Source organism: uncultured Sphingomonas sp. (genome assembly GCF_913774285.1).
GTDB lineage: Bacteria > Pseudomonadota > Alphaproteobacteria > Sphingomonadales > Sphingomonadaceae > Sphingomonas.
Genome location: NZ_CAJYHX010000023.1, coordinates 15,154 through 29,463 on the forward strand (window position 1 = coordinate 15,154; position 14,310 = coordinate 29,463).

Consider the following 14,310-nt stretch of genomic DNA (forward strand, 5'->3'; position numbering starts at 1 on the left):
CGTGCGTTCTGGAATCCCTCCACCCCGACCCCTCCTTCAAGGAGGAGGGGTTTAGAAGAGACACCTACCGCGGCAGCGTGATCGTCGCCGTCAGCCCGCCACCGTCGCGATTGCCCAGCGCGATGGTCCCCCCGGCATCGTTGACGATCGCGCGCGCCAGGGCGAGCCCGAGCCCGATTCCGCCGGTATCGCGGTTGCGCGACTGTTCCAGCCGGGTGAACGGGTTGAACACCGTCTCCAGCTTGTCCTGTGGAATGCCGGGCCCGCGATCGCACACCTCGATTGTCACCCGCTCGGCTTCGGGGATCAGCCGCACCTCGGCGCCGCCGCCATATTTCACCGCATTCTCGATCAGGTTGCGCACCGCGCGGCGCATCAGCGTCGGCCGCAGCCGCATCTTGAGCCGCTCGGGCTCCTCGAAGGTCACGTCGTGGTCGAGATCGCGGAAATCCTCGACCACCGCATCGACCAGCGCGCCGAGATCGACATCGGTGTTCGGCTCGCTGGGCCGCCCGAGCCGGGCCAGCGACAGGATGTCGTCCAGCGTCCGGCTCATCTCGTCGACCGTGTCGACCATCCGCGCGCGATCGTCCTCGTCCTCCACCGATTCGATCCGCACCCTCAGCGCCTGGAGCGGGGTGCGCAGGTCGTGGCCGATCGCGCCGAGCATGCGATCCTTCTCGTCGAGCATCGAGGTGACGCGCCGACCGAGCGCATTGTACGCGGCGATCAGCGCGCGCACATCGCTGGGGCCACGCTCGCGGATCGGGGCGGTGTCGTCGCCGGGGCGGAAGGTTCGTGCGGCGTCGGTCAGGGTACGCAACGGCCGCGCGATCCGTCCGCCGACCAGCAGCACCGGCACGAGGACCACGACGTAGAGGATCAGCGTTTGCGCGGCGAGCTGCCAGATCAGGTCGAATTCGGTGCGCGGCCACGGAGTCGCGAGGGTGAGCCAACCCTTGCCGGGCAACTCCACCGCAACCAGCATCTCCGCGCCCATCCGTCGCAGCCGTTCGGCGCGCAGCGGATCGAGCTTGGGATCGAGCAGACGCTTGGGATCGACAGGGCGCAGGGCGGCCATGATCGTGCCCGCCCGCAGCCCGGCGTCCTCCAGGCCGCGGCGAAGATCGCGCTCGACATCGGGCCGGCGTCGATCGGTCTCGCTCGCGAAGGGGTTCTCGGCATGCAGCCTAACATGGGTGCGCGGATCGGAGAGGAAACGGTTCTTCGCAGCCCCCGGCTGGCGCGGCGTCTCGCGCTGAAGGACGAGCAGTCGTTCGGCGGCGTCGGCGAGGCGGGTGGTGGCGGGCGCGATCACCAGCGCGAACCGCGCCTTTTGCCGCTCATGGAGCAGCAGCCCGAAATTGATCGCCTGGGCGACGAACAGCGCCGCGGCGACCAGCAGGGCGATGCGCGCGATCAGGCTGGTGGGCAGGAACCGCCTCAAAGCCGGGTGACCTCGGCCGCCAGCGTATAGCCTCCGCCCCAGACGGTCTTGATGATCGAGGGGTTCTTGGCGTCGGGCTCGATCTTCTTGCGCAACCGGCTGACCTGGTTGTCGATCGCGCGATCGAACGCCGCCGCCTCACGACCCTGGGTCAGGTCGAGCAGTTGGTCGCGGGTGAGCACCTGGCGCGGCCGGGTGACCAGCGCGTGGAGCAAATTGTACTCGCCGGTCGACAGCGGCACCGACACGCCCTCGCGATCGACCAGCGTGCGCTCGCCGGTGCGCAGCACCCAGCCAGCGAAGGCGAAGGAACCGGTCTCCGGCGCATGCTGCTTGGCGCCGCCGGCGGACCAGCGCCGCAACACCACCTTGATCCGGGCGGAGAGCTCGCGCGGGCTGAACGGCTTCACGACATAATCGTCGGCGCCCATTTCCAGCCCGACGATCCGGTCGGTCTCCTCGCTGCGCGCGGTGAGCAGGATCACCGGCGTCTCGCTGGTCTCGCGGATATGGCGGCACAGGCTCAGCCCGTCCTCGCCGGGCATCATGATGTCGAGCACCACCAGATCGATCGCATAGGCGTTGAGCCGCGCCCGGGCGCTCTCCGCATCGCCCGCCTGGGTGACGCGGAAGCCCTGCTTGGTGAGATATTGCGCGAGCGGCTCGCGGATCGAGCGCTCGTCGTCGACAAGCAGCAGGTGCGGGACTTCGGACATGGTTGCCAAGGTAGCGCCTTTGTCGTCGGGGAAAAGAGCCGGGCGGGAGGGAGGAGATCCACAAGGCATCGCGGTGACGCGTCAGGGGAGGCGCATTCGATCCCGACGGGGACAGGATCGGCGACACCCGCGGCCTCCCGCCCGGCTGCTCCGGCTGGCGTCAGTTGACGTCGGCCGGAGGAGGCGGGGGCGCCATGTCGGCGGCCGGCGGGCCCTGGCGCCCACGCCAGCCGCCACCGCGGCGCATCTGCATCATCTTCTGTGCCGCAGCCTGCCGCTCGGCAGCGTCGATCTTGCCGTCATGGTTGGTATCGACCCGATCGAACATGCGGGTCGCGCGGGACTGCGCGTCGGCGAGCGTGAGGTCGCCCTTGGGCGCCATCCGGCCGCCCATCCGCGCACGCTGCTGCGCCATATAGGCCTCGCGCTCTTCCGGCGTGACCTTGCCGTCGTGATTGGCGTCCATCGCGTTGAAGTGCGTCGCGACGCTGGCGAGCATCTCGTCGCGGGTGACGACGCCGTCCTTGTTCTGGTCGGCCATGGCGAGCGGATCGTGACGAGGGCCGCGCGGACCGTCCTGCGGCGCGGCTTGGGCGGCAAGCGCCGAGCCTGCGAGCAGCGAGGCCCCGAGCGCGGCGAGGGTGACACGTTTCAGCATCCGAAACTCCTGGAGAGGAAGGGGATGCCGGGGGCGGGGGCAGACCCCCGGCACAGGCCTGGTTTCGCGCGAGGCTGTCGCAGGGGTTTGTCATCGCCCGCGGCAAAGTGTCGCAAATTGTCGTGTGCTATTCGGCCGCGGCTGGCTGCACACGGGGAACGACCTTCCATTCGATCAGCAGCAGCGCACCCAGCGCCAGCACTGCCGCGACCGCGAAATTGCCGCCCTGGAAGCCGTGCTCGGAGCCATAGGCGAGCGCCTGGCTGAGCAGCAGCGGGCCGAGGATCAGCGCGACGCTGCCCAGCGCCGCCATACCGCCCTGAAGCGCCCCCTGGCGCGAGGGATCGGTCATCCGCGAGAGCAGGGCGTTGATCGAGGGAAAAGCGAGCCCCTGGAAGGCGGCGAACGGAATGATCGCGAACACCATCCAGGTCTCTCTGGCAAAGCAATAGCCCAGAAAGGCCAGACCGCCGGCAAGCATGCCGAGCACCACCGTCCGCTCCTCGCCCCAGGCAGCGATCGCGCGGCCGGTGACGAAGCTCTGCACCAGCGCCATGCAGATGCCCGAGGCGGCGAGCGAGGCGCCGATCATCCGCTCGTCCCAGCCGAGCGCGATTTCGCCGAAGAACGCCCAGGTCGCCGGGTACACCATGTGCGCAAGCTGCCAGAGGAAAGCCGCAAGCAACAGCGGCTTGGCATTACCCGCCTCGAACAGGGGGCGGAACGCGGCGAAGACATGCGCCTCGCGCAGGCGGAAAGGGCGGCGGCGCTCGGGCGCCATCGTCTCGGGCAACAGCAAGAGAATCCACATCGCATTGAGCCCCGCCAGTGCCGCCGCGGCGATGAATGGCGCGCGGGGTCCCAGGCTCGCCAGCAGGCCGCCGATCGCAGGCCCCAGGATAAAACCGATCCCGAACGCCGCTCCCATCATTCCGAAGGTCGCGCCGCGCTTCTCCGGCGGGGTGACGTCGGCCAGCACGGCATTGGCGGGGCCGTAGACCGCGCCGGCGATCCCGGCGACGATGCGGCCGAGAAACAGCCAGCCGATCGTCGGCGCCGCCGCCATCAGCAGATAGTCGACCGCGAAGGCGGCCATCGATGTGAGCAATACCGGGCGCCGGCCGATGCTGTCGCCCAGCGAGCCAAGTATCGGCCCGGCGAAGAACTGCGCGACAGCGAACGCCACCAGCATCCAGCCGCCGATCCGCGCGGCATCGTCGAGGCTGGCGTGGGACAGCGTGACGATCAGCTTCGGAAGTACGGGCAGGATGACGCCGAAGCCGATCGAATCGATCAAGACGGCGGCAAGCACGATCGGCACGGCGCGATGGTGAAACTGCATGCGGTCCCTCCCAACCGGCGTCGAGCATACCGCAACTCGCCCGGTTGCGCCATCTTCGGCCGCCCGTGGCGGCAAGTGCGAAGCAGGTCAACGCCTTACCTCGCACCGTGCGGGGCGCACGCGCGATGCGCGCCAACGGGGTTGGGCAACACTGTGCCTTCTCAGCAACGATTGTATTCAAGTGGCATTTTGCAACTTTAGTTTTGCTTGACGCCGCTGGCGGCAAGGCGTGTATTCGAGCTTCGGGTATGGAGCGGAAACACAGCTCCAACCTCGGTGGAGAGGAAAGATATGCGGCTACGCCTTATGTCGGCCTGTGCAGTGCCGGCACTCGTGATGGCGCTCGCAGCGCCCGCGCTCGCGCAGGAAACATCCCAGGATCAGCAGGACGCCGCCGGGCGATCCGTGCAGGCGGACAACGAGATCATTGTCACCGCACAGGGCCGCGCCCAGGCGCTGGCCGACGTGCCGCTGGCAGTCTCTGCGGTCAGCGCCGAAACGCTGCAGCAGACCGGCGCCAACGACATCCGCGCGCTCAACCAGGTGGCGCCGTCGCTGCTGGTCTCGTCGACCGGCAGCGAGGCCAATGGCTCGGCGCGTATTCGAGGGATCGGTACGGTCGGCGACAATCCGGGCCTGGAAAGCTCGGTCGCGGTGTTCATCGACGGCGTCTATCGTTCGCGCTCAGGCATCGGCCTCAGCGAACTCGGCGATCTCGAGCGGATCGAGGTGCTGCGCGGGCCCCAGGGCACGCTGTTCGGCCGGAACGCCTCGGCCGGCATCATCAACATCGTCTCGAAGAAGCCGGAGCCGATCTTCTCGGCGGGTGCCGAGGCGACCTACGGCAATTACGACACGATCCGTCTCCAGGGCTTTGTCAACGTACCGCTCAGCAGCACCGTCGCGGGCCGGCTCGACGGTGTCTACATGAAGCGCGACGGCTTCTATCAGGACGTCACCAACAATCGCGACGTCAACAATCGCGACCGCTATTTTCTGCGCGGCCAGCTGCTGTTCGAGCCGACCAGCGACATCCAGATCCGCGTGATCGGCGACTATACCCACCGCAACGAAGAATGCTGCGGCGCGGTCTATGTCGATTCCTCGATCAACCCGTATATCGGCGACCTCAACAGCCCCACGGCGAACAACATCGTCCGGGTGCTGCGCGATCTTGGCCAGCCGATGGCGGCGTTCAGCGATCCCTACAGTCGCAACCTCTATGTCTCGCGGGGCCGCAGCTATGGCGGCATAACCGAAGATTGGGGCGGTTCCGTCCAGCTCGACTGGAACCTCGGCAATGTGAAGCTCACCTCGATCACCGGTTATCGCAACTATTTCTCGAGCCAGGGCGCTGACACCGATTATAGTGCAGTCGACCTGCTCTATCGCGCACCGAACGCGGATTCGTCGCGCGCGTTCGAGACGTTCAGCCAGGAACTGCGCCTTAACGGCACCGCGTTCAACGAGAAGCTCGACTGGCTGGTCGGCGGCTACTTCGCCAATGAAGACCTGACGCTCGTCGACAATCTCCGCTTCGGCAGCCAGTATGGCCGCTTCGCCACGTGCCGCATCGTGTCCGGCAGCGCACTCGCCGCACTGTACAATCCGGCGGCAGCGGGATGTCTTGCCGCCCGCCCGGCGCTGTTTGGCGCCGCGACGCCGCTGATCTACGCTGCGTTCGACCGGCTCGACGGGATCAACGATCGCGGCACGACCCGGGACTATTTCAAGCAGAACAGCCGCAATTGGGCGCTGTTCACCCACAATATCTTCCACGTAACCAAGGGTTTGGACCTCACCCTTGGCCTGCGCTACACCAACGAGCGCAAGCGGCTGAATGCCACCTTCGGCAACGACAACACCGCCTGCGTGGCCAACCAAACCGCGCTGCTGCCGCTCCGCTCAGTCGCCTCGCTCACCGCGACGATCGACGGCATCCTCGGCCTGTCGTGCCAGGGTAACTCGACCGCCGAACTCAACGGCGCGGCGATCAGCGACACGCGCAAGGAAGACCAGTTCACCGGTACGGCGATCCTCTCGTACAAGCCCACCGATGACCTGCTGCTCTACGGCAGCTATTCGCGCGGCTACAAGGCGGGCGGCTTCAACCTCGACAAGTCGGCGCTCAAGGTGCCGATCCTACCCTTTGCCGCGGTCGGCGGCGCGCAGGCGCTGACGAGCAACCTCCAGTTCGCGCCGGAGACCAACAACGCCTTCGAGATCGGCCTGAAATACTCGACCCGCAAGTTCAGCCTGAATCTCTCGGCCTTCCGCCAGCAGTTCAAGAATTTCCAGCTCAACACCTTCAACGGCACCGTCTTCCTGGTGCAGAACATCAACGGCTGCACCGCCAGCCTAGGCGGGGGCGACCGCGACCAGAGCAAGTTCAGCACTGCGAGCAACTTCAACGCCGCGGCATCGACCACCGGCGCCTGTTCGTCGTCCAACGTCAGCTACGGCGTGGTGTCGCAGGGCGTCGAGCTCGAAGCCTCGCTCGTGCCGGCACGCGATTTTCGAGTGGGCCTAGGCCTGACCTATGCCGACACGCACTATCGCGATCAGCTGGTCGGAAACGATGCCGGTGGCCCGCTCGACCAGGCGCTGCGGCGGCTGCCGGGCCAGCAACTGTCCAACGCACCCGAGATCGTCAGCACCGCCTCGGTCGCTTGGACGCCGCCGATCGGCAATTCGGGTCTCAGCGGGCTGATCTATTTCGACGCGCGCATGACCGGCGATTACAATACCGGCTCGGATCTGTTCCCGCAGAAGCTCCAGGATGGCTACACGCTGGTCAATGGCCGCATCGGCATCCGCGGCAAGGACGAGCGCTGGGCCATCGAGTTCTGGGGCCAGAACATCTTCAACCAGAACTACACGCAGGTGGTGTTCAATTCGCCCTTCCAGGAAGGTGCCGCGACTGCGCCGTTCACCGATCCCAGATATCCGGGCGGTCGCCAGCTCTTCTCGGCCTATCTCGCCGAGCCGCGCACCTACGGCATCACCCTGCGTACACGCTTCTGAATTTCCTGGGGAGGAAAGCACTGGGCCGGGAGAGCGATCTTCCGGCCCTTTTTTTGTTGGTTCCACTAGTTTTAGTGCAGCAGCGCGGTATCTGTTGCCTTTCCCGCAATAGCTCGCCTCGGCTGGAAGGGGGGGATCTTGGAGGCGCGCAGTATTTCGGTCGCGCGCTCGACGCCTACCGCAGGCGAGAAGAGGTGCCCTTGGCCATAGGCGCAGCCGATGTTGCGTAGCCTTTCGGCCTGCAACTCGGTTTCGACCCCCTCGGCGATCACCCGCATGTCGAGTTCCTGCGCGATGTGCAGCACCCCCTCGACGATCGCCCGGCTGGCGCTGTTCTGCAGCAGCTGGTCGGTGAAGCTCTTGTCGATCTTGATGAAGTCCACCGGCATGGTCAGCAAATGGGTGAGCGAGGCATAGCCGGTGCCGAAGTCGTCCAGCGCCACCAGCAGCCCTTGGGCGCGGAACCAGCGCAACGTATCTGCGACCACCGTGTCGCCCTGGCCGAGATACACGGTCTCGGTAATCTCCAGCGTCAGATGGTGGAGCGGCACACAGTACCGGGCCAGCGTCTCGGGGATCATTTCGCGCAGCCGGGCGCCGTGAAAGTCGCTCGACGAGAAGTTCATGCCGACATGCGGCGGCGCGATGCCGAGGTCGCACCAGTGGCGCAGGTCGGCGGCGACGCGTTCCAGCATTCGCGCGGTGATCGCCCCGGCAACCTTGCCGTCGGTGGTCGCCTCGAAGAATTCGGCGGCGGAGACGATGCGATCCTCGGTGCGCATCCGGCACAGCGCCTCGAAGCCGAGGATCTCGCCGGTCTTCAGGTCGAACAGCGGCTGGTAGTGCGGCAGCAGCCGGTCCTCGGCGAGCGCACGCTCCACCGCGTGGATTGCATCGAGCCGGCGGGCCATGCGCGTGGCGATGCCGGGCACGTAGCGGACGAAGCTGCCGCGTGCGGTCTCCTTGGCGTGATACAGCGCGAGATCGGCGTTGAGCCGTACCTGCTCGGCCGTCTCGCCTTCGCCGATCAGTGCGCCCCCGGCGGTGGCGCGGGGCACGACGTTGCGCTCGCCGTCTTCGATCGGCTGCGCGAGCGCATCGAGCAGCATGCGCGCGGCTTCTGCCGGGTCAGCAAGGGCCGCTGGGCTCTGCACCAGAACCGCGAACTCGTCCCCGCCAAGGCGATAGGCACGATCTGGCGCTGCGGCTTCGGACAGTCGCCGCGCGGCGTGAATGATCAGCGCGTCGCCCGCGACATGGCCGAACGTGTCGTTGACGATCTTGAGATTGTCGAGATCGACCAGGATCAGCCCCCAGGCCCCCGGCTCGTTGCAATCAAGGTCGCCGAGCGAGGTGGTGAAGGCCGAGCGGTTGGGCAGCCCGGTCAGACCGTCGAGTTGCGCGCGTCGGACCTGCTTGGCGCGCCATATGTCCTGTTCGATCGCGATCGCGCAAAGGTGCAGGCACACCCGGATGATCCGGCGCTCCATCGGCGTTGGGCCGCGCGGCACGCGATAGTAGAAGGCGACGACGCCGGTTACCTCGCCCCGCGCGTTCTTGATCGGGTTTGACCAGCAGGCGCGCAGCTCCAGCGGACGGGTCAGGTCGAGATATTTGGCCCAGTTGGGATCGGTTTCGATATCGGTGCTGGCGACAGGCTCACCGAGATAGGCGGCGGCGCCGCACGAACCGACCTTCGGGCCGATCATCATGCCGTCAACCGCCTCCAGATAGCTTTCGGGGAGGCTCGGACTGGCAACGGGATGAAGGCGCCCGGCGAGATCGACGCGAAGCACCATCGGACGGACATCGGGCAGTCGCACTTCCACTTCCCGGCACAACCGATCGGTAACCGAGGCAAGATCGGCGCCTTTGGCGACAAGCTCCAAGATGTTATTCTGAAGCGAGATGTCCACGTCGCCCCCATGTGCAAGTCCCGGCACCTTGCCCGCACGGCCTTGCCTCCAGCATAATGCCGGCGCCTGTAAAACTACGTAGAAGAAAATCGCGCGGCAGCGTAGGGGGCGCCGCATGCGTCACCAGCTCCACGCGCCCACTTCGGGCAACGGCACCCGATCAGGCCCCACAGCATGATCCGCGGAGGCTTCTTCGCGGCGCTTTCGCTGCTGATCGCCGCCCCCCAGGCGCGCGATACCGCACCCTATCTGGCTGCGAGCCAATATCCCGACGGCATGGTGATCCTGCCGCCGCCGCCTGCGCCGGACAGCCCCGGTGCCGCGATGGACATGGCCGTGTTCCGCGCGACGCGGAAGCTCGAGGGGAGCCCGCGCTGGCGCATCGCCACCGACGACGTCACCAACGATCCGCTGCGCCGCAACGCCTGCGCGATGGGGATGGTGCTCGACGCCAAGAACGCGCCGGCACTTGCCCGGCTGCTCGATCGCGCGGGCACGGGCCCCGTCGTCGGCAGGGTGAAGGCCGCCTATCAGGTGCCGCGCCCCTATCTTCGCGAAGACGGGCCGATCTGCGAGGCGAAGACCGCGCATCTGGCCAGCAACGGCGACTATCCCTCCGGCCACACGGCCAATGGCTGGCTGGAGGCGCAGGTCCTCGCCGAGGTGATGCCCGACAAGGCAGCCGCGATCCTCGCCCGCGGTCGTGCCTATGGCGAAAGCCGCGCGATCTGCGGCTCGCACAGCAAGAGCGCGGTGGAGGCAGGCTATATGGCAGGCGCCTCGGTGTTCGCGGTGCTCCAGACCTCGCCTGGCTACCGGCGTGATTTCGCTGCGGCCCGGCAGGAGGTCGCACGGCTGCGCGCGACCGCACCGCGCCCGAATGCGCAGAGCTGCGCCGCGGAAGCGGAGGCGCTGCGCGTCCGGCCCTGGTGATGCTCGCGTAACTTCGCTGTCATGAAGCCGTCGCGCTTGGACGCCACAAGCGCGACGCTTCATGGGGAATCGCAATGCAGGATGATGGCACGCGCGGGCCAGCGCGTACCGCTTCGGGTTTTACACTCTTCCTGAGCGGCCTCGCGGCGTTCAGCGCCTATTTCGCGATGTACGCCTTCCGCAAGCCTTTCGCGGTGGCGACCTATGCCGATGTCGCCGGCTGGCAGTTCGCCATCGACTACAAGAGCGCGCTGCTGATCGCGCAGGTGATCGGCTATGCGCTCTCCAAGCTGATCGGCGTGCGGGTCATCTCCGAAGCCGGGCGGCAGGGGCGGGCGCGCACGATCCTCGGGCTGATCGGCGCCTCGTGGGCGGCGCTGGTGCTGTTCGCGCTCGTGCCTGCACCATGGAACGTCGCCTGCCTCTTCTTCAACGGTCTGCCGCTCGGGCTGATCTGGGGACTGGTGTTCAGCTATGTCGAGGGGCGCCGCGTCTCCGAGCTGCTGGGCGCGATGCTGTGCGCGAGCTTCATTCTGTCCTCCGGCGTGGTGAAGTCGGTGGCGGTGCTGCTGATGGATGCGGGCGTCGCCGAGCAGTGGATGCCGGCCGCGACGGGGCTGGCCTTCGCGCCGGTGCTGCTGACCGCGCTATGGCAGCTGGAACGCCTGCCGCCACCGGACGCACGCGATGAGGCAGAGCGCACGGCACGCGTGCCGATGCAGGCCGCCGACCGCGCCGCCTTCCTCCGTGCGCACGGCGCGACGCTTGTGCTGCTCGTGCTCGGCTATGTGCTGCTCACCGCGCTGCGGGACATCCGGGACAATTTCGCCCGCGAGCTTTGGACGGCGCTCGGCTATGGCGGCGAGGCGGCGGTGTTCTCGGCGAGCGAGTTGCCGATCGCGCTGCTTACGCTTGCCGCGCTGGCGCTGCTGATGCTGATCCGCGACAATCTGCGCGCGCTGCTGGCGATGCACGGGCTGATCCTGCTCGGTGCGCTGTGCTTGGGCGGCTCGACGCTCGCCTTCCAGGCTGGGTTGCTCGCACCGCTGCCGTGGATGACGGTCGCGGGGGCGGGGCTCTACCTCGCCTATACCCCATTTAACGCGATGCTGTTCGATCGCATGATCGCCACGATCGGTACCGCCGCCAATGCCGGGTTTCTGATCTACATCGCCGACGCCTCGGGCTATGTCGGCAGCGTGACGCTGATGCTCGTCCATGCCCTCGGGGCGCCGGAGGTACGCTGGCTGCCTTTCTTCATTACCTGCTGCTATGCGGCCGCGCTGGCAGTAGGCGGGCTGACCCTGGTGTCGGCGCTGCATTTCCTGCGCACGGGCACCGAGCGCCGGTTGATCCACCGCCCGGCTTCCCCTACCACCAGCGCCTGATCGCGCCGGTGCCCCGACAGGGGCTTAATCGGGAATGCGGTGCGGGGAGCGCGCTCCCCAAATCCGCGGCTGTCCCTGCAACTGTGAGCGGATAGCGCGATGCACTGGCCTCCATCCGAGGGGCAGCCACTGGGCCTGCACGGCCTGGGAAGGCGTGCATCGTGCCGTGACCCGCGAGCCAGGAGACCTGCCGGCGTCCGGTCGCTCTTGCCCTGGCCCAGGGGATGGCCGCGGCACGGTGTACTCCGTCTGAGCGACGCATGAGCGGCTGGGGCCGTTCGCGGTTGCGTGGCTCGGTCGCTGGGGAAGCGTCCGGCCGGGGTACGCGGCCGGCCGTTCGCGGTGGCCCCGGCCAGGTCGCACGACGCCGCCGGAGTATCCTGTCTTGTCCGTTCTGCCGTTGCGTGCGCGCATTGCCTTGCTGTTCGCAGGCCTGATCGCCGCCAATCTCGCCGCCTGGGGCTGGGCCTTCGCCCTGTTCCATACCCAGCCACTGATGCTGGGCACCGCGTTGCTCGCCTGGGGACTGGGGCTGCGCCACGCCGTGGATGCCGACCACATTGCCGCGATCGACAACGTCACCCGCAAGCTGATGAACGACGGCCAGCGCCCGATCGCCACCGGCCTGTGGTTCGCGATCGGCCACTCGGGCATCATCGCCATCGCCTCGGCCGGCATCGCGCTCGCCACCGGCGCGCTGGCGGGGATAGGGGCGTTCAAGGAACTGGGCGGGGTGATCGCCACCGGGGTCTCGGCGCTGTTTCTGTTCGCCATCGCCGGCATGAACCTGCTCATCCTGCGCGCGGTGTGGAAGACCTTCCAGCACGTTCGCGCGGGCGGCGCCTATGTCGAGGACGACCTCAACCTGCTGCTCGGCTCGCGCGGGCCGCTGTCGAAGCTGTTCGGGCCGATGTTCCGGCTGGTCAGCAAGAGCTGGCACATGGCGCCGCTCGGTTTCCTGTTTGGGCTGGGCTTCGACACAGCGACCGAAGTGGCGATCCTCGGCATGTCGGCGGGGCAGGCGGCGCATGGCGTGTCGCTCGGCACGCTGCTGGTGCTCCCGGCGCTGTTCGCGGCGGGGATGGCATTGGTCGATACACTGGACGGAGTGGTGATGCTCGGCGCGTACCAATGGGCGTTCGTCAAGCCGATCCGCAAGCTCTACTACAACGTCACCATCACGCTGATCTCGGCGCTGGTCGCGATCGTGATCGGGGGGATCGAGACGCTGGCGCTGATCGGCGACAAGATGGGCTGGACCGGCGGCGCGTTCGGGCTCGCGGCCGACCTCGGCGCGCATTTCAACGGCCTTGGCTTCGCGATCATCGGGCTGTTCGTCGCTTGCTGGGTGGTGAGCTTTGCCATCTATCGCTGGCAGAGGCTGGACGAGATCGAGGTGCGGGTCTAGAGCTGCCCTCGAAGGCTCTTCAGCCTTCGCAAAGATCGCGCCGGTGCCCCGGACATGGGGCTTAATCGGGAATGCGGTGCGGGGGGCCTGCTCCCCAAATCCGCGGCTGTCCCTGCAACTGTGAGCGGATAGCGCGATGCACTGGCCTCCACCGAGAGGCAGCCACTGGGCCAGCCCGGCCTGGGAAGGCGTGCAGCGTGCCGTGACCCGCAAGCCAGGAGACCTGCCGGCGCAACGGTCGCTCTTGCCTTGGTCCAGGGGATGGCCGCGGCACGGTCTTGCTTCCGTTCGAGCGACGAAGCTGTGCGGCTGGGGCTGCACGGTCGCGTGGTGCCGGGCGATTGTCGCGCCCGCCCGTCGTCGCGCGCCGGCTGGACATGCGTCCGGCAAGCCCCCGTCTCGTTCGCTCGGGCGCGGGGGAAGACATGCATGACCGACCTGGCCAAGGTCCCCGTTACCATCGTCACCGGCTTTCTCGGCGCGGGCAAGACGACACTGATCCGCCACCTGATCCAGAATGCCGAGGGGCGGCGGCTGGCGGTGGTCGTCAACGAATTCGGCACGCTCGGCGTCGATGGCGAGATCCTCAAGTCCTGCGCGATCCCCGATTGTCCGGCCGAGAACATCGTCGAGCTGGCCAATGGCTGTATCTGCTGCACCGTCGCCGACGATTTCATCCCGACGGTCGAACGGCTGCTCGCGCTGGATCCGCGTCCCGACCATATTCTGATCGAGACCTCGGGCCTCGCGCTGCCCAAGCCGTTGCTCAAGGCCTTCGACTGGCCGGCGATCCGCAGCCGCATTACCGTGGACGGCGTGCTGGCGCTGGCCGATGCCGAAGCGCTCGCCGAAGGCCGGTTCGCCCCCGATCTGGTGGCGCTGGAGGCGCAGCGCGCGGCCGACCCCGGCATCGACCATGAGACGCCGCTGGCCGAAGTGTTCGAGGACCAGCTCGCCTGCGCGGACATGGTGCTGCTCACCAAGGTCGACCTGGCGGGACCCGAGGGCGTCGCCGCTGCCCGCGCCGTGATCGCCGCCGAGGCGCCGCGCCCGGTGCCGGTGGTCGAGATCCGCGAAGGCGCGATCGACCCGCGCGTGATCCTGGGGCTGGGTGCCGCCGCCGAGGACGATCTCGCCGCGCGCCCCTCGCACCATGATGGCGCCGATGATCACGAGCATGAGGATTTCGACAGCACCGTCGTCACCTTCGGCGAGATCGCCGAGCCGGCCGAGCTCGTCGCCCGCATCGAGCGGCTGGCGCGCGAGCACAAGGTGCTGCGGGTGAAGGGCTATGCGGCGGTGACCGGCAAGCCGATGCGGCTGCTGGTCCAGGCGGTCGGCGCGCGGGTGCGCCACCAATATGACCGCCCCTGGCGTCCGGGCGAGCCGCGCGGCACCGCGCTGGTCGCGATCGCCGAGCACGACCATGTCGATCCGGCAGCGTTCCGCGCGGTGCTGGCCGGCTGAGGCGCAGGGGC

The 14,310-nt window shown here is 67.6% G+C and carries 10 protein-coding genes and 2 riboswitches; of the genes, 5 read left to right on the top strand and 5 right to left on the bottom strand.

What is annotated here, in order from left to right:
- Positions 1-64: 64 nt before the first annotated feature.
- From QZ670_RS11420 to QZ670_RS11435, 4 genes are all read right to left on the bottom strand, one after another.
- Positions 65-1,447, bottom strand: coding sequence for an ATP-binding protein (locus tag QZ670_RS11420; RefSeq protein ID WP_294255256.1), 1,383 nt, complete (start codon positions 1,445-1,447; stop codon positions 65-67).
- The gene (locus QZ670_RS11425) at positions 1,444-2,163 is read right to left on the bottom strand and encodes a response regulator (protein ID WP_093294987.1); all 720 of its coding nucleotides are present in this window, start codon (positions 2,161-2,163) and stop codon (positions 1,444-1,446) included. Before QZ670_RS11425 ends, QZ670_RS11420 begins: the two co-directional genes overlap by 4 nt.
- Positions 2,164-2,323: 160 nt before the next feature.
- A complete protein-coding gene (locus QZ670_RS11430) occupies positions 2,324-2,821 on the bottom strand; it encodes a ca2+ sensor protein (RefSeq protein ID WP_294255259.1) in 498 nt (165 codons plus the stop codon).
- A 127-nt stretch (positions 2,822-2,948) separates the two neighbouring features.
- Positions 2,949-4,163 carry a TCR/Tet family MFS transporter gene (locus QZ670_RS11435; RefSeq protein ID WP_294255260.1) on the bottom strand — a complete coding sequence of 405 codons (1,215 nt, stop codon included), beginning with the start codon at positions 4,161-4,163 and terminating at the stop codon, positions 2,949-2,951.
- 291 nt (positions 4,164-4,454) lie between these two features.
- Here QZ670_RS11435 and QZ670_RS11440 point away from each other — a divergent pair, with 291 nt between their 5' ends.
- Complete coding sequence (locus tag QZ670_RS11440; RefSeq protein ID WP_294255261.1) at positions 4,455-7,187, top strand: TonB-dependent receptor; 2,733 nt, start codon at positions 4,455-4,457, stop codon at positions 7,185-7,187.
- 71 nt (positions 7,188-7,258) lie between these two features.
- On the opposite strand, the gene QZ670_RS11445 is transcribed toward QZ670_RS11440, so the two are convergent.
- On the bottom strand, positions 7,259-9,103 hold the full coding sequence (locus QZ670_RS11445) for an EAL domain-containing protein (RefSeq protein WP_294255263.1): 1,845 nt from the start codon (positions 9,101-9,103) through the stop codon (positions 7,259-7,261).
- A 174-nt stretch (positions 9,104-9,277) separates the two neighbouring features.
- On the opposite strand from QZ670_RS11445, the gene QZ670_RS11450 reads away from it, so the two are divergent.
- From QZ670_RS11450 to cobW, 4 genes are all read left to right on the top strand, one after another.
- Positions 9,278-10,036, top strand: coding sequence for a phosphatase PAP2 family protein (locus QZ670_RS11450; RefSeq protein ID WP_294255266.1), 759 nt, complete (start codon positions 9,278-9,280; stop codon positions 10,034-10,036).
- A 74-nt stretch (positions 10,037-10,110) separates the two neighbouring features.
- A complete protein-coding gene (locus tag QZ670_RS11455; protein WP_294255267.1) occupies positions 10,111-11,424 on the top strand; it encodes a DUF5690 family protein in 1,314 nt (437 codons plus the stop codon).
- A riboswitch (cobalamin riboswitch) is annotated at positions 11,414-11,634 on the top strand. (Overlaps the previous gene by 11 nt.)
- A gap of 175 nt (positions 11,635-11,809) precedes the next feature.
- Positions 11,810-12,832 carry a HoxN/HupN/NixA family nickel/cobalt transporter gene (locus tag QZ670_RS11460; protein ID WP_294255269.1) on the top strand — a complete coding sequence of 341 codons (1,023 nt, stop codon included), beginning with the start codon at positions 11,810-11,812 and terminating at the stop codon, positions 12,830-12,832.
- A 24-nt stretch (positions 12,833-12,856) separates the two neighbouring features.
- Positions 12,857-13,078: riboswitch (cobalamin riboswitch) on the top strand.
- A gap of 183 nt (positions 13,079-13,261) precedes the next feature.
- A complete protein-coding gene (cobW, locus tag QZ670_RS11465) occupies positions 13,262-14,299 on the top strand; it encodes a cobalamin biosynthesis protein CobW (RefSeq protein ID WP_294255271.1) in 1,038 nt (345 codons plus the stop codon).
- Positions 14,300-14,310: the final 11 nt, after the last annotated feature.